The 14,979-nt window shown below is 62.9% G+C and carries 14 protein-coding genes; 6 read left to right on the forward strand and 8 right to left on the reverse strand.

The features are described from left to right. Positions 1-36: 36 nt before the first annotated feature. The 5 genes from LOY34_RS18890 (at position 37) to cobA (ending at position 5,650) form a co-directional block, all read left to right on the forward strand. Entirely contained in the window at positions 37-1,251 is a 1,215-nt protein-coding gene (locus tag LOY34_RS18890; RefSeq protein WP_258663880.1) for a CmpA/NrtA family ABC transporter substrate-binding protein, read from the forward strand. 14 nt (positions 1,252-1,265) lie between these two features. Next, positions 1,266-1,841, forward strand: coding sequence for an ANTAR domain-containing response regulator (locus tag LOY34_RS18895; RefSeq protein ID WP_010223325.1), 576 nt, complete (start codon positions 1,266-1,268; stop codon positions 1,839-1,841). 150 nt (positions 1,842-1,991) lie between these two features. Then, positions 1,992-3,203: a NarK/NasA family nitrate transporter gene (locus tag LOY34_RS18900; protein WP_195884702.1), complete on the forward strand. Its 1,212-nt coding sequence runs from the start codon at positions 1,992-1,994 to the stop codon at positions 3,201-3,203. Between the two features lie 10 nt (positions 3,204-3,213). Further along, positions 3,214-4,884 (forward strand): bifunctional protein-serine/threonine kinase/phosphatase, encoded by a 1,671-nt coding sequence (locus LOY34_RS18905; protein ID WP_093380688.1) that lies wholly within the window; start codon positions 3,214-3,216, stop codon positions 4,882-4,884. A 28-nt stretch (positions 4,885-4,912) separates the two neighbouring features. Beyond that, positions 4,913-5,650, forward strand: coding sequence for a uroporphyrinogen-III C-methyltransferase (gene cobA, locus LOY34_RS18910; RefSeq protein WP_195884704.1), 738 nt, complete (start codon positions 4,913-4,915; stop codon positions 5,648-5,650). 57 nt (positions 5,651-5,707) lie between these two features. Here cobA and LOY34_RS18915 read toward each other — a convergent pair whose 3' ends face one another. The 8 genes from LOY34_RS18915 to ppsA all read right to left on the reverse strand — a co-directional run bounded on the left by LOY34_RS18915 (position 5,708) and on the right by ppsA (position 13,893). Next, positions 5,708-6,745, reverse strand: a complete 1,038-nt coding sequence (locus LOY34_RS18915; RefSeq protein WP_045195013.1) for an OmpA family protein — start codon at positions 6,743-6,745, stop codon at positions 5,708-5,710. Positions 6,746-6,855: 110 nt separating this feature from the next. Next, positions 6,856-7,422, reverse strand: coding sequence for an RNA polymerase sigma factor SigX (sigX, locus tag LOY34_RS18920; RefSeq protein ID WP_036990388.1), 567 nt, complete (start codon positions 7,420-7,422; stop codon positions 6,856-6,858). A 114-nt stretch (positions 7,423-7,536) separates the two neighbouring features. Further along, positions 7,537-8,361 (reverse strand): mechanosensitive ion channel family protein, encoded by an 825-nt coding sequence (locus LOY34_RS18925; protein WP_038994250.1) that lies wholly within the window; start codon positions 8,359-8,361, stop codon positions 7,537-7,539. A gap of 2 nt (positions 8,362-8,363) precedes the next feature. Continuing rightward, on the reverse strand, positions 8,364-8,618 hold the full coding sequence (locus tag LOY34_RS18930; RefSeq protein ID WP_371128640.1) for a CrfX protein: 255 nt from the start codon (positions 8,616-8,618) through the stop codon (positions 8,364-8,366). Positions 8,619-8,711: 93 nt separating this feature from the next. Then, the gene (locus tag LOY34_RS18935; protein ID WP_045195019.1) at positions 8,712-9,707 is read right to left on the reverse strand and encodes a zinc transporter ZntB; all 996 of its coding nucleotides are present in this window, start codon (positions 9,705-9,707) and stop codon (positions 8,712-8,714) included. A 28-nt stretch (positions 9,708-9,735) separates the two neighbouring features. Beyond that, the gene (gene rraA, locus LOY34_RS18940) at positions 9,736-10,224 is read right to left on the reverse strand and encodes a ribonuclease E activity regulator RraA (RefSeq protein ID WP_038994247.1); all 489 of its coding nucleotides are present in this window, start codon (positions 10,222-10,224) and stop codon (positions 9,736-9,738) included. A gap of 196 nt (positions 10,225-10,420) precedes the next feature. Then, positions 10,421-11,410: an alpha/beta fold hydrolase gene (locus LOY34_RS18945; protein ID WP_093380685.1), complete on the reverse strand. Its 990-nt coding sequence runs from the start codon at positions 11,408-11,410 to the stop codon at positions 10,421-10,423. A gap of 107 nt (positions 11,411-11,517) precedes the next feature. Beyond that, positions 11,518-13,893 carry a phosphoenolpyruvate synthase gene (gene ppsA, locus LOY34_RS18950; RefSeq protein ID WP_195884705.1) on the reverse strand — a complete coding sequence of 792 codons (2,376 nt, stop codon included), beginning with the start codon at positions 13,891-13,893 and terminating at the stop codon, positions 11,518-11,520. 176 nt (positions 13,894-14,069) lie between these two features. Here ppsA and LOY34_RS18955 point away from each other — a divergent pair, with 176 nt between their 5' ends. Beyond that, positions 14,070-14,888: a pyruvate, water dikinase regulatory protein gene (locus LOY34_RS18955; protein WP_195884706.1), complete on the forward strand. Its 819-nt coding sequence runs from the start codon at positions 14,070-14,072 to the stop codon at positions 14,886-14,888. Positions 14,889-14,979: the final 91 nt, after the last annotated feature.

A 14,979-nucleotide genomic window follows, 5' to 3' on the forward strand; every position in this document is an offset into this window, starting at 1 on the left:
GCGGTACGGCCTGACCTTCGACACAGGCGCAATGACGTGACCAACCCTATTCCCGCAACCTCGCTGGCCTGGGTCAACGGCAGCGATGCCCCGGAAAAGCCCTGCCTGAACCTCGGTTTCATGGCCCTGAGCGATTGTGCCTCGGTGGTGGTGGCCGCGACCCAGGGTTTCGCCCAAACCTACGGCCTGACCCTGAATTTGCAGCGCCAGAGCTCCTGGGCCGGCCTGCGCGACAAGCTGGCCAGCGGCGAGCTGGATGCCGCGCATAGCCTGTACGGCCTGATCTACGCGCTGCAACTGGGCATCGGCGGTAGTCCGGCCGCCGACATGGCGGTGCTGATGGGCCTGAACCAGAACGGCCAGGGCATCAATCTGTCCGCTGCGCTGCAACGTCAGGGCGTGACCAGTCCCGAGGCATTGGAGCGCTTCGTGCACCAAAGCAGGACAAAACTGACCTTTGCACAGACTTTTCCTACCGGCACCCATGCCATGTGGCTGTATTACTGGCTGGCCAGCCAGGGCATCCACCCCTTGCATGACGTCAACAGCGTGGTGGTGCCGCCAGGCCAGATGCTCGCACACCTGCAAGCCGGACGCATCGACGGATTTTGCGTCGGCGAACCTTGGTCGGCGGGCGCCATCGAACAGGGCCAGGGCTTCACCCTGGCCACCAGCCAATCAATCTGGCCGGATCACCCGGAAAAAGTCCTGGGTTGCACCCGGGCCTTTGTCGAACAGTATCCGAACAGTGCGCGGGCCCTGGTGATGGCGGTGCTGGCCGCCAGCCGCTTTATCGAGCAGAGCCGCGAAAACCGCCGCAGCACCGCGCAACTGCTCAGCAGCAAGGCCTACCTGGATGCGCCGCTGTCGAGCATCGAGCCGCGCCTGCTCGGCCACTACCAGGACGGCCTGGGCAACCAGTGGCAGGATCGCCACGCCTTGCGCCTGTATGACCAGGGCCGGGCCAACCTGCCGTACCTGTCCGATGGCCTGTGGTTCATGACCCAATTCCGCCGCTGGGGCCTGCTGCGCGAAGACCCCGATTACCTCGCCGTAGCCCGCCAGGTGCAGCAACTGGCGCTGTACCGCGACGCCGCCACGGCGGTCGGCGTGCCCTGCGCAGGTTCCGACATGCGTAGCAGCCAGCTGATCGATGGCAGCCGCTGGGACGGCAGCGACCCGCACGGCTATGCCCGCAGCTTTCGTCTGCACGCGCTGGCCGAGCCGCACGCCGCCCTCGCCCGACGCTGAACGGAGACGCTCTCATGCTGCGAATCCTGCTAATCGACGACACCGCGAAAAAAGTCGGCCGCCTCAAGGCTGCGCTGGTCCAGGCCGGCTTCGAGGTGATCGAAGAGTCGGGCCTGACCATCGACCTGCCGGCACGCGTCGAAACGGTGCATCCGGACGTGGTGCTGATCGATACCGAGTCACCGGGCCGTGATGTCATGGAGCAAGTGGTGCTGGTCAGCCGTGACCGGCCGCGACCGATCGTCATGTTCACCGACGAGCACGACCCCGGGGTGATGCGCCAGGCGATCCAGGCCGGGGTCAGCGCCTACATTGTCGAAGGCATCCAGGCTACGCGCTTGCAGCCGATCCTCGATGTGGCCATGGCCCGCTTTGAAAGCGACCAGGCGCTCAAGGCCCAACTGCAGGCCCGCGACCAGCAACTGGCGGAGCGCAAGCGCATCGAACTGGCCAAGGGCCTGTTGATGAAAATGAAGGACTGCAACGAAGAACAGGCCTACACCCTGATGCGCCGCCAGGCCATGAGCAAGCAGCAGAAGCTGATCCAAGTGGCCGAGCAGATCATTGCCATGAGCGACCTGCTCGGCTGAAGCACTCTGGCCCGGCTCTTGCTATCACCACAGCACAGGTAGCCAACGGCGGTTGCCCCCTTCACGACAAAGACGTCGCACCCCCACTCGCGCCAGCGGGTCGGGTGGCGACGTCTTTTTCGTTTCCGTCCCTGTTCAACGAGGTGTTCGATGAATACGAGTTTCTGGAAGTCCGGGCATGTCCCCACCCTGTTCGCCGCCTTTTTGTATTTCGACCTGAGTTTTATGGTCTGGTACCTGCTCGGCCCGCTGGCGGTGCAGATTGCCGCCGACTTGCAACTGACCACCCAGCAGCGCGGGCTGATGGTGGCCACGCCGATCCTGGCCGGGGCGATCCTGCGCTTTGTCATGGGCCTGCTGGTGGACCGCCTGTCACCCAAGACCGCCGGGCTGATCGGCCAGGTGATTGTCATCGTCGCACTGTTCTGCGCCTGGCGCCTGGGCATTCACAGTTATGAGCAAGCCTTGTTGCTCGGGGTGTTCCTCGGCGTTGCCGGCGCCTCGTTTGCCGTATCGCTGCCGCTGGCCTCGCAGTGGTACCCGGCGCAGCACCAGGGCAAGGCCATGGGCATCGCCGGTGCCGGCAACTCCGGCACGGTGTTCGCCGCCCTGCTGGCCCCGGCCCTGGCCGCAGGCTTTGGCTGGAACAACGTGTTCGGTTTTGCCGTGATCCCGCTGCTGCTGACCCTGGTGCTGTTCAGCCTGCTGGCGCGCAACGCCCCCGAACGGCCCAAACCGAAAGCTGCGGCCGACTACCTCAAGGCCCTGGGCGATCGCGACAGCTGGTGGTTCATGTTCTTCTACAGCGTCACTTTCGGTGGCTTTATCGGCCTGGCCAGTGCCCTGCCCGGCTACTTCAACGACCAGTACGACCTGAGCCCGGTGACCGCTGGCTACTACACCGCCGCCTGCGTCTTTGCCGGCAGCCTGATGCGCCCGTTGGGCGGCGCCCTGGCCGATCGCTTCGGCGGCATCCGCACCCTGCTGGCGATGTACAGCGTTGCCGCCATCTGCATTGCCGCCGTCGGCTTCAACCTGCCCAGCGCAGTGGCTGCCCTGGCCCTGTTCGTCAGCGCCATGCTCGGCCTGGGTGCCGGCAACGGCGCGGTGTTCCAACTGGTGCCGCAACGCTTTCGCCAGGAAATCGGCGTGATGACCGGGCTGATCGGCATGGCCGGCGGCATCGGCGGCTTCCTGCTCGCTGCGGGCCTGGGGGCGATCAAACAGCACAGCGGCGACTATCAGCTGGGCCTGTGGCTGTTCGCCAGCCTGGGCATTCTTGCCTGGTTCGGCCTGCACGGCGTCAAGCAGCGCTGGCGCACCACCTGGGGCTCGGCAGCGGTGACTGCGGCGCGGGTTTGAGGATGACAACATGAGCCTGCAACTGAGCTTTGCCCAGGCCAGCGCCAGCGGCCCCCGGGAGGAAAACCAGGACGCCCTGCGCCTGGTCACCCCCAACCCGGAACTGGCCGCCAGCAAAGGCTACCTGTTCGCCCTCGCCGACGGCGTCAGCCAGTGCGCCGATGGCGGCCTGGCGGCGCGGGCCAGCCTGCAGGCGCTGGCCCTTGACTATTACGCCACGCCGGCCACTTGGGGCGTGGCCCAGGCCCTGGACCGCCTGCTACTGGCGCAGAACCGCTGGCTGCGTGCCAATGGCGGCGGCCAGCCGCTGCTGACCACGCTGAGCGCACTGGTGCTGCGTGGTCGGCGTTTTACCCTGGCGCATGTCGGTGACTGCCGGATCTACCGCTGGGCCGCCGGGCAACTGCAGCGCATCAGCGAAGACCACGTCTGGGACCAACCCGGCATGCAGCACGTGCTCAAGCGCGCCCTGGGCCTGGACCAGCACCTGCAGGTCGACTACCTGGAGGGCGAGCTGCAGGCCGGTGAGTGTTTCGTACTGCTCAGCGACGGCGTCTGGGCCAGCCTCAGCGAAGCGCAGATTCGCGCGGTGCTGCGCGAGCAGATCGACCTGCAGGACGCCGCCCAGACCCTGGTCAGCTCGGCTCACTACAGCGGCAGCCAGGACAATGCCAGCGCCCTGCTGGTGCGGGTCGAACAACTGGGTGCGAGCAACCTCGGTGATTCCCTGGCGCAATTGCAGCAATGGCCCCTGCCGCCCGCCTTGCGCAGCGGGCAGACCATCGACGGCTGGCAGGTCGAGCGGGCGCTTGGCCACAGCCGCCAATCCTTGCTGTATCGCGTGCGCGACCCGCAGCAACAGGCATGGCTGCTGAAAACCCTGCCGGCCGAACGCAAAGATGAACCCGGCGCGCAGCAAGGCCTGCTGCTTGAAGAGTGGTTCCTGCGCCGTGTAGCCGGGCGCTACTTCCCCGAAGTGCACCCGGCCAGCCAGCGCCAGCACCTGTATTACCTGATGCGCGAGTACTCCGGGCAAACCCTGGCGCAACGGTTCGCCGCCAGCGGCCCCCTGCCGTTGGCGCAATGGCAGGCGCTGGCCCGGCAACTGTTGCAGGCGGTAGGCGCGCTGCACCGACGCAACATCCTCCATCGCGACATAAAGCCCGAGAACCTGCTCCTGGGCGATGACGGCCAGCTGCGCCTGCTGGATTTCGGCCTGGCGTTCTGCCCGGGGCTTTCCGAGGACCGCGCCCATGAGCTGCCAGGCACGCCCTCGTTTATTGCGCCGGAAGCCTTCGACGCCGAGCCGCCCAGCCCGCAACAGGACCTCTACAGCGTGGCGGTAACGCTGTACTACTTGCTCACCGGACATTACCCCTATGGCGAAATCGAAGCCTTCCAGCGCCCGCGCTTCACCCAGGCGATCAGCGCTGCCCGCTATCGCCCGGACCTGCCCGAATGGCTCGAGCACAACCTCGCTCAGGCACTGCTCGCCGACCCACGGCAACGCTTTGAAACCGCCGAGCAATGGCTGTTGCTGCTTGAACAGGGCGACCGCCAGGCGCTCAGCGTGCGCCCGCGGCCGCTGCTTGAGCGCGAGCCGCTGAAAGTCTGGCGCACCCTGGCGCTGCTGTCCCTGCTGCTTAACCTGATCCTGCTGATCAGCCTGCTAAAAGGCTGACAGCCCCTATGCCGATGAGGAAAACCCGATGCATGCGAAAGTCTGGCTGATTGGTGCAGGCCCCGGTGATCCGGAGCTGCTGACCCTCAAGGCGGTACGCGCCCTGGGGGACGCCGAAGTGGTGCTGATCGACGACCTGGTCAACCCGCACATTCTTCAACACTGCCCGCAGGCGCGGGTGGTTGCCGTGGGTAAGCGCGGCGGATGCCGCTCCACGCCGCAAGCCTTCATTCAGCGCCTGATGCTGCGCTATGCCCGTCAGGGCCGCTGCGTGGCACGGCTCAAGGGCGGTGACCCGTGCATATTTGGTCGCGGCGGCGAAGAGGCGGCCTGGTTGCAGGCTCATGGCGTCGAAACCGAGCTGGTCAATGGCATCACCGCAGGCCTGGCCGGCGCAACCCAATGCGGTATCTCGCTGACCTTGCGCGGCGTCAGCCGTGGGGTGACCCTGGTCACCGCCCACACTCAGGACGACAGCCCGTTGAACTGGCAGGCGCTGGCCCAGTGCGGTACCACCCTGGTGGTGTACATGGGCGTGAGCAAGCTGGAGGAGGTGCAGCAGGGCTTGCTGGCAGGTGGCCTGGCGGCGCAGACGCCGGTGGCCATGATCGAGAATGCCTCGCTGCCTCAGCAGCGCGAGCAACGCAGCACGCTGGCGCAGCTGTGCCAGGACGCCGCCCGCTTCAAGCTGTGCAGCCCGGCGATTGTGGTGATCGGCGAGGTGGCAGCAGCGCACAGCGCAGTGCTGCAGCAACTGACAGCCTGAATCGCAGGCAAAGAAAAGCCCGGCCTAGGCCGGGCTTTTCAGTAGCGCCTGGACCAATTACTTGGCTTGGGCTTCTACTTGTGCTTCTACGCGACGGTTAACAGCGCGACCAGCGTCGGTGGCGTTGTCAGCAACCGGACGGGTTTCACCGTAGCCAACCGACTCAACGCGGTTCGACTCAACACCGTACTGGTTGGTCAGAACTTGCTTAACGGCGTTTGCACGACGCTCAGACAGTTTCTGGTTGTAAGCGTCAGGACCGACGGAGTCAGTGTGACCTTCAACAGTGGTGGTGGTCTGTGGGTACTGCTTCATGAAGTCAGCCAGGTTCTTGATGTCGCCGTAGCTGTTTGGCTTGACGACCGACTTGTCGAAGTCGAACTTGACGTCCAGCTCAACACGGACGACTTCAGCAACAGCTGGGCAGCCATCAGCGTCAACGGTAACGTTGGCTGGGGTGTCAGGGCACTTGTCGACGTTGTCGCAGACGCCATCGTTGTCGCTGTCGGAGCAGACTTCAGCGACTGGAGCAGGAGCGGCTTCAACCTTGCCACCGCTACCACCGAAGTTCAGACCCAGACCAACGGTCGGACCCCACTCGGTGTTGCCGTTGTCGATGTTGTACATGGCTTCAACGCCAGCACGGGCGAAGAACATGTCGGTGATGTACCACTTGGCGCCAGCGCCAACGTTGGCGAAGGTGGAGTGGTCACGGCCGTTACGGGTAGCTTGACCCAGGCTTTCGTGAGCGAAACCAGCCGAAACGTAAGGACGCAGAGCGTCGCCGACGGTACCGAAGTGGTAGGTAGCGTCCAGCTTGGCCTTGGAACCTTTGATGTCTTTGTTGAAGACTTCGCCACGAGCGTTGTGAGTCTCGTTGTAGCCCAGGTCCAGGGACAGGTCGTCGGTCAGGAAGTAACCGAGGCGAACACCAGGATTGGTGCCGTCGTTCTTGAAGTTACGTTCGCTGTCGTAGTACTGCTTGGTGACGTTGCCTTCAATTTCGACTGCGCCTTGGCCTTGTGCCAGAGCGCCGAAGGAAGTTGCGGCTACAAGAGAACCAATGGCCAAGCCCAAGGTGTTTTTCAATTTCATCCGTTAAATCCCCATCTGGTGATAGTTAAGCAGTCCCACCAACATCCGGGGGACAACTCGACGGCAAGTCTAGCAGAACTTGCCGGTACGTTAGAGATATTTGCGCGCTACTAAGTTTCAGCAAGGCCCGCAAATTTCTCACGTAGCTTGTCAAGCGCACGCTTGTACCGCATTTTCGTTGCGCTCAGGCCCATGTGCATGATATCGGCGATTTCCTGAAATTCCAGTTCTGCGACAAATCGAAGCACCAGAATCTCGCGGTCAATCGGATTGACATGCACTAGCCATTTGTCCAGCCCGCCTTTCTCTTCCGGTTTTGGCGCCTTCTCTTCCGAGGCCTCCTCGAGTGGATCAAGACTCAAGGCATCCATCAGTCGACGTTTGCGCCGCTCCTTGCGGTACTGGGTGATGCATTCGTTGTAGGTGATGCTGTAGAGCCATGTCTTGAACTTCGATTTGCCCTCGAAGTTCTTCAGCCCATAGAGCACCTTGAGCATCACCTCCTGACAGACATCGTCAGCATCCCGATCGTTCCCTAAATAACGTGCACAGACGTTAAAAAGGGTCCGTTGGTAGCGGCGCATGAGCTCCTCATACGCGCGAGTAACATGAAACAGCTCCTCATGCGAACGCGCCACCAACTCCTCATCAGTGAGCTCGCGGGGGTCGTAACGCATGGGCAGCGAGTGAACTTTATTCAAAACGGATCTGGCCGACAGTCAGGTCAATGTCGCCGCATACCCCTGCCTGGGGCATTTTTGCGGCGGCATACATTAGCAGGATTTGCCCGGTTAGCGGCTATTGACTCGCTGCTCAAGCAGAATCCGGTTGGACAACGACACTAGTTCGCCATCATCGGTCAGCAGGGTCGTCTTGACCGTGCCGATCTCTTCGATCTGCCCTTCGACCTCGCCAATCCGCACTTGTTGGCCCACTTGATACAGTTCACGCACGTAAATTCCGGCCAGGATCTGCCCGGCGATTTCCCGGCTGCCCAGGCCCATGGCCAGCGCTACGGCCAGACCAACGGTAATCAAACCGATGACGATCACATGGTTGAGCAGGTCGGTCTTGACCTCAAGCTGGCTGATTGCCACCGAGATGCTGATGATAATCACCAGGCCCTGGGCAATACGCCCGACGCCTGCGGCATATTCCAGGCCGATGCCTTCAGCGGCGCCGCGTACCAGGCCATTGACCAGTTGTGCCAGCAACACACCGGCCAGCAGCACCAGCGCCGCACCGAATACCTTCGGCAGGTACAGGGCGAGCATGTCAAGGGTCGCCGAGACGCGCTCAAGGCCCAGGGATTCAGCGGCCGAAACCAGGAAAATCAGCAGCACGAACCAGTAGACGATCTTGCCGATCAGGGTCGAGATCGGCACCTGGATGCCGACCCGGCTGAGCATCTTGGTCAGGCCGGTGCCGCCCATCAGGCGATCCAGGCCGAGCTTGGCCAGCAATTTGGACAACAGGGTGTCGAGCAGCTTGGCCACGACGAAACCGAGCAGCACCACAACCAGGGCGCCGAACAGGTTGGGGATGAAGTTCGCCACTTTGGTCCACAGCGCTGTCATCGCGGTGACCAGGCTCTGGGTCCAGAGATCAAGTTCCATATTCAATCGGCCTTATCAGCTTTACGGGCGGTAGCGTTACGGCGCACCGGCGCGACATGCGCCGAGCCATTGTTCACGGCAATCATCAGCGCCTGGCTCCAGCGGCCCAGCAGGCTGAACAGATCGCCCGCGCCAACCTGGCGGTTGGCGGTTTTCAGGACCCGGCCCAGGCAGGCGTCGTCGTCGCGGTCCTGACCGGACGGCGATGCCTTGAGCAGGTCTCGCAGGGATTCTTCAAACGGATCGTGCATAGGCACCTCGCGCAATATCTGTCAAAGACGAGGTCGCCAGACAACGGGTCACATGAACCGCCCAGGCAGTTTGTGACTGCATGTTCACAGATTTCATCTTCACACCCAGCGCAGGCGGCGGAACAGCCACCATTGCCCCAACGCCAGGGCCAGTACCAGCAGGCTGGCGAACAGAAAGCCGTAGGGGCTGTCGGAGCCGGGAATGCCGCCGACGTTGATGCCCAGAAGCCCGGTGACGAAACTCATGGGCAGGAAGATGCAGGTGATGATACCGAAGCGGTACATGGTCCGGTTCATCCGCTCGCTGCGGCGCCGGTCCTCGCTCTCGAGCACCAGGGCGGCGCGCTCACGGGTGAGATCCAGCTCTTCGAGGTAGCGGGTCAGGCTGTTGTTGAGCTCGTTCCAGTAGTCGGCATCGTCGGCGGCGAACCAGCTCCACTTGTTGCGCGCCAGTTGTGCGTAGATTTCCCGCTGCGGGTTGAGAAAGCGCCGCAGCCCCGCCGCACGCCGGCGGATCTGCTGCAGGCTGCCCTGATCCGGGGCATAGCGCTTGTCGGCTTCAAGCTGCTCTTCTTCGCCGTCAACCACTTCCGAGAGGTCGCTGATCAGCGCCTGGACCTTTTCGGTCAGCAGTTGGGCCATGCTCAGCAGCAACTCGGAGGCGGTCTTCGGCCCTCGATTTTCGGCCAGTTGCTGGAGCAGCTCGTCACTGGCGCGCAACGGCCGCAGGCGCAGCGAGATCACCCGCTGGGCCTCGGCGAAGATGCGCACCGAGACCATGTCTTCAGGTTCAGCGCCGGGGTTTAAGTTGACCCCGCGCAAAAACAGCAGCATCTGCGCATCCGGCAGGGGCAGCAGGCGTGGACGGGTGTTTTCTTCCAGCAACAGGTCGCAGGCAAACTCGTTCAGGCCGCTGTCGTGGCGCAACCAGGTGCGGGTCTGCGGGTGGCTGCGGTCCCAGTGCAGCCACAGGCTTTCCTGGGGCTGCAACGCAAGGGCGTCCAGTTCAGTTCGGGCGATCGCACGGGCACCGCCTTTTCCATCCAGCACCAGGGCATGCACCAGCCCCCATTGCGCGTTTTCTTCCTCGAACATCCCTACCCCACTGACCGGTTTCAGAGCTTTACTCAGGCATTTTCAACGGGCTTGGCGAGACGATCACGCCATTGTTGTCGGCGTAGATGTATTCGCCCGGACGGAAGGTCACGCCGGCAAAGGTCACGGGGATGTTGAGTTCGCCAACACCGCGGCGTACCGATTTGAGCGGGTGGCTGGCCAGGGCCTGGACGCCGACGTCGGTCTGCGCCAGGACATCGACATCACGCACGCATCCGTAGATCACCAGGCCTTGCCAGTGATTCTTCGCCGCCTTTTCGGCGAGCATGTCGCCGAGCAGGGCATGGCGCAGCGAACCACCGCCATCGACCACCAGGACCTTGCCGGTGCCATCGAGCTCGACCTGCTCTTTTACCCGCGAGTTGTCCTCGAAGCACTTGATGGTGACGATCTCACCCCCGAAGGAGTCGCGGCCGCCGAAGTTGCTGAACATCGGCTCCAGCACCTGCACCAGTTCCGGGTAGGCGTCGCACAGATCGGGGGTGATGTAATGCATGGGAAACTCCTGTCGATTATCGAGACGATGAATGTCGCAGTTTCACTCAGTGAACGAGGCCCGGCGATGCGGCTTTAGGCCCAAGGCTACACGTCACTGCCGTTGCGGTCACCTTGGGCAAGGAATCAGCGAACAGATGTTCGCTGAAAAACCAAAAAACGACCAAAACCTTCACAATCGTCATATCTTAACGGCATCAGCTCGCCGGCGAAACGGCCTGCGCCGCCTCCGGCAGCAACGCCGCCAGCGGATCCTGCAACCAACGCTCAACCAACGGCCAGACCTGCGCCTGCGCCGGCTTGCTGACCAGCATGTCGACATGACCAAAGTTGTCGAAGCCCTCCTCACGGCCTAGGCGGACAAACTGCTTGTGCTCGCTGCCCAGTTGCTCGAACAGCTTGCGACAGGCCCACACCGGGTCCTGGTGATCACCCGCGCCGGCCACCGCCAGCACTGGCACATCAACTTCGGCCAGCCCCGCCCACCAGTCGCGATCCTTGTCGCCAAAGCGGCCAAACAGACCGAACCAGCGCATGCTTTCCAGCGCCAGGCCAATCGGCTCGTCTTCCGGGCCGCGCTTGAGCCGCGAGCCGGAAATTTGCGCAAAGCGCTTGAGCAGCAGGCGCCCGCCCCACTCCACCGGCGGCAGCTTCAGTGGCCAGTAGGTTCGGCTGACCTGGGTACCGAAGAACGCCACGCTGGCCACCTGCTCGGCGCCCAGGTACTGGCCACCGAGGGCCGCCGCCAGGGTGGTACCGCCCAGCGAGTGACCGATCCAGTGCGCAGGCCTTCCGGCCTGCTCGCAGACGAACGCGGCAATTACCGGCAGGTCGTAACGGGCATAGTCAGCCACGCGGTTGTTGCGATAGCCATGGTTGCGCGGCGACAGGCCGTGGCCGCGCATCTCCGGGATCCACACATCGAAACCGGCGCGCGCCAGGTAGGCGCCCAGGCCAATGCCCCGGGGCGAATACCAGAAGCGCCGGTTGGAAAAGCTGCCGTGCAGCAGAATGACCGGGGTGCCACGCACCTCGGCTTGATCGGCCATGCCCAGGCGGGTGAGCGCCAGCTCGACGCTGCGATCCGGGCTGTTACCGGCTTTGATCCGGTACACGTCCTCGCTCAGGTCGCCACGGCGCTCGGCACTGAGCAAGGCCACGGGAAAAAGGGTACTGCTGCTTTGCATAGGGTTCTTGCACAAAAAAGGGCGAGATCCATCACTGGAACACGCCCTGGAATACGGTCGGAACCCTCACCGGCGTAACCGCCAGGTGAAGGCTCCGGTTCAGCGCATCAGTTCGCGGCCTGGCCTTCAGCCAGGAAGAACCAGGTCTCGAGGACCGAGTCCGGGTTCAGCGAGACGCTTTCGATGCCCTGTTCCATCAGCCATTTGGCCAGGTCCGGGTGGTCGGATGGGCCCTGGCCGCAGATACCGATGTACTTGCCAGCCTTGTTACAGGCCTGGATGGCATTGGCCAGCAGCTTCTTGACAGCAGGGTTACGCTCGTCGAACAGGTGCGCAATGATCCCCGAGTCGCGGTCCAGGCCCAGGGTTAGCTGAGTCAGGTCGTTGGAGCCGATGGAGAAACCATCGAAATACTCGAGGAACTCTTCGGCGAGGATGGCGTTGGACGGCAGTTCGCACATCATGATCACGCGCAGGCCGTTGTCACCGCGGGCCAGGCCGTTTTCGGCGAGCAGATCGACAACCTGGCTGGCCTCGCCCAGGGTGCGCACGAACGGCACCATGATCTCGACGTTGGTCAGGCCCATCTCGTTGCGCACGCGCTTGAGGGCACGGCACTCGAGCTCGAAGCAGTCACGGAAGGTTTCGCTGATGTAGCGCGACGCACCGCGGAAACCCAGCATCGGGTTTTCTTCTTCCGGCTCGTAGAGCTTGCCGCCGATCAGGTTGGCGTATTCGTTGGACTTGAAGTCCGACAGGCGCACGATGACCTTCTTCGGCCAGAACGCCGCCGCCAGGGTGCTGATGCCCTCGACCAGTTTCTCGACGTAGAAGCCGACCGGGTCGTTGTAGCCGGCAATGCGCTTGTCGACGCTCTCTTTGAGCTCGGCAGGCAGGCCTGCGTAGTTGAGCAGCGCCTTGGGGTGCACGCCGATCATGCGGTTGATGATGAATTCCAGGCGCGCCAGGCCGACACCGGCGTTGGGCAGCTGGGCAAAGTCAAAGGCGCGGTCCGGGTTGCCGACGTTCATCATGATCTTGAACGGCAGCTCCGGCATGGCGTCGACGGAGTTCTTGCGCACGTCAAAGCCCAGCTCGCCTTCGAAGATGAAACCGGTATCGCCTTCGGCACACGACACGGTCACGCCCTGGCCGTCCTTGAGCAGCTGGGTGGCGTTGCCGCAACCAACCACCGCCGGAATACCCAGTTCACGGGCAATGATCGCCGCGTGGCAGGTACGCCCGCCACGGTTGGTGACGATGGCGCTGGCGCGCTTCATCACCGGCTCCCAGTCCGGGTCGGTCATGTCCGAAACCAGTACGTCGCCGGGCTGGACCTTGTCCATCTCCGAGACGTCCTTGATGATCCGTACCTTGCCGGCGCCGATGCGCTGGCCGATGGCGCGGCCTTCGACCAGCACGGTGCCGGTCTCTTTGAGCAGGTAACGCTCCATGACGTTGGCCTGGGCGCGGCTTTTCACGGTTTCAGGGCGGGCCTGAACGATGTACAGCTTGCCGTCGTCACCGTCCTTGGCCCATTCGATGTCCATCGGGCACTTGTAGTGCTTCTCGATGATCATCGCCTGCTTGGCCAGCTCGCTGACTTCGGCGTCGCTCAGGCAGAAACGGGTGCGGTCGACCTTGTCGACATCGACGGTCTTGACCGAACGACCGGCCTTGGCTTCTTCGCCATAGACCATCTTGATCGCCTTGCTGCCCAGGTTGCGGCGCAGGATCGCCGGGCGGCCGGCCTCCAGGGTGCCTTTGTGCACGTAGAATTCGTCGGGGTTGACTGCACCCTGAACGACGGTTTCACCCAGGCCGTAGGCGCCGGTGATGAACACCACGTCACGAAAGCCCGACTCGGTGTCGAGGGTGAACATTACGCCGGCAGTGCCGGTTTCCGAGCGGACCATGCGCTGCACGCCGGCCGACAGGGCCACCAGCTTGTGGTCGAAGCCCTGGTGCACGCGGTAGGAAATGGCGCGGTCGTTGAACAGCGAGGCGAACACTTCCTTGGCGGCGCGGATGACGTTGTCGACGCCGCGGATGTTCAGGAAGGTTTCCTGCTGGCCGGCGAACGAGGCGTCCGGCAGGTCTTCGGCAGTGGCCGAGGAGCGCACGGCCACGGCCATGTTCGGGTTGCCCTGGGACATTTCGGCGAAGGCAGTGCGGATTTCGGCGTTCAGGCGCTCGGGGAACTCGGCCTCCATGATCCACTGGCGGATCTGCGCACCGGTCTTGGCCAGGGCGTTGACGTCGTCAACGTCCAGCGCGTCGAGGGCAGCGTGGATCTGGGCGTTCAGGCCGCTCTGCTCGAGAAAGTCACGATACGCCTGAGCCGTAGTGGCAAAGCCGCCGGGGACCGAGACACCGGCGCCCGCGAGGTTACTGATCATCTCGCCGAGGGATGCGTTCTTGCCCCCCACATGCTCTACATCATGGACGCCGAGCTTATCGAGGGAAACTACGTACTCTACCAAGGTGATCTCTCCACTAACTGTGTTGGAAAAGCTCAGGTCGCCCGCCTGCCAGCTCTGGCTTGGCCGGGCGCTTGTGGCCTGGACCTGGAAAATAAGTGAGAATGCCGAACGCAGTGTTCGGTAAACCGAACCTATCATATCCAAGATTCGTCACCAGCTTAAGGCCCAAGGCGCAAATGAAACGATCTGCTTTCTTTATCTCCGATGGCACCGGCATTACCGCCGAGACGCTGGGACAGAGTCTTCTAGCGCAGTTCGATACCATTGCGTTCAATAAATTCACGCGTCCGTACATCGACAGCGTAGAAAAAGCGCGGGTGATGGTACAACAAATCAATAGCGCCGCTGAGAAAGACGGTGTCCGTCCGATCATCTTCGACACCATCGTCAATCAGGATATCCGCGAGGTCCTCGCCACCTCCAACGGCTTCATGATCGACATCTTCTCGACCTTCCTGGCCCCGCTGGAACAGGAACTGACCGCCCATTCGTCCTATTCGGTGGGCAAATCCCACTCGATCGGCGGCAATTCCAACTATATGGAACGCATCGAGGCGGTCAACTTCGCTCTCGACAACGACGACGGCGCGCGCACCCATTATTACGACAAGGCCGACCTGATCCTGGTGGGCGTGTCGCGCTGCGGCAAGACCCCGACCTGCCTGTACATGGCCATGCAATTCGGCATCCGCGCGGCCAACTACCCGCTGACCGAAGATGACATGGAGCGCCTGCAACTGCCCCAGGCCCTGAAAAACCACCAGCACAAGCTGTTCGGCCTGACCATCGACCCCGACCGCCTGACCGCCATCCGCCACGAGCGCAAGCCCAACAGCCGCTACGCAAGCTTTGCCCAGTGCGAGTTCGAGGTACGTGAAGTGGAGAACCTGTTCCGCCGCGAGAACATTGCGCACATCAACTCCACGCATTTCTCCGTGGAAGAGATTGCGGCGAAGATTCTGGTCGAGAAAGGTGTAGAGCGAAGGTTCAAATAAAATTCTCCGGCCTCATCGCGGGTCAAGCCCGCTCCCACAGGTACAGCACGATCCACCCTGTGGGAGCGGGCTTGACCCGCGATGAGGCCGG

This window comes from Pseudomonas sp. B21-009 (assembly GCF_024749345.1).
Taxonomy (GTDB): Bacteria; Pseudomonadota; Gammaproteobacteria; order Pseudomonadales; family Pseudomonadaceae; genus Aquipseudomonas.

Bases quoted from the DNA above. Each gene is read 5' to 3' on its own strand.
- LOY34_RS18945 (WP_093380685.1), bottom strand. From the start codon at position 11,410: ATGCAAAGCAGCAGTACCCTTTTTCCCGTGGCCTTGCTCAGTGCCGAG.
- LOY34_RS18955 (WP_195884706.1), top strand. From the start codon at position 14,070: ATGAAACGATCTGCTTTCTTTATCTCCGATGGCACCGGCATTACCGCC.
- LOY34_RS18895 (WP_010223325.1), top strand. From the start codon at position 1,266: ATGCTGCGAATCCTGCTAATCGACGACACCGCGAAAAAAGTCGGCCGC.
- rraA (WP_038994247.1), bottom strand. From the start codon at position 10,224: ATGCATTACATCACCCCCGATCTGTGCGACGCCTACCCGGAACTGGTG.
- LOY34_RS18900 (WP_195884702.1), top strand. From the start codon at position 1,992: ATGAATACGAGTTTCTGGAAGTCCGGGCATGTCCCCACCCTGTTCGCC.
- cobA (WP_195884704.1), top strand. From the start codon at position 4,913: ATGCATGCGAAAGTCTGGCTGATTGGTGCAGGCCCCGGTGATCCGGAG.
- LOY34_RS18935 (WP_045195019.1), bottom strand. From the start codon at position 9,707: ATGTTCGAGGAAGAAAACGCGCAATGGGGGCTGGTGCATGCCCTGGTG.
- LOY34_RS18905 (WP_093380688.1), top strand. From the start codon at position 3,214: ATGAGCCTGCAACTGAGCTTTGCCCAGGCCAGCGCCAGCGGCCCCCGG.
- LOY34_RS18925 (WP_038994250.1), bottom strand. From the start codon at position 8,361: ATGGAACTTGATCTCTGGACCCAGAGCCTGGTCACCGCGATGACAGCG.
- sigX (WP_036990388.1), bottom strand. From the start codon at position 7,422: ATGCGTTACGACCCCCGCGAGCTCACTGATGAGGAGTTGGTGGCGCGT.
- LOY34_RS18915 (WP_045195013.1), bottom strand. From the start codon at position 6,745: ATGAAATTGAAAAACACCTTGGGCTTGGCCATTGGTTCTCTTGTAGCC.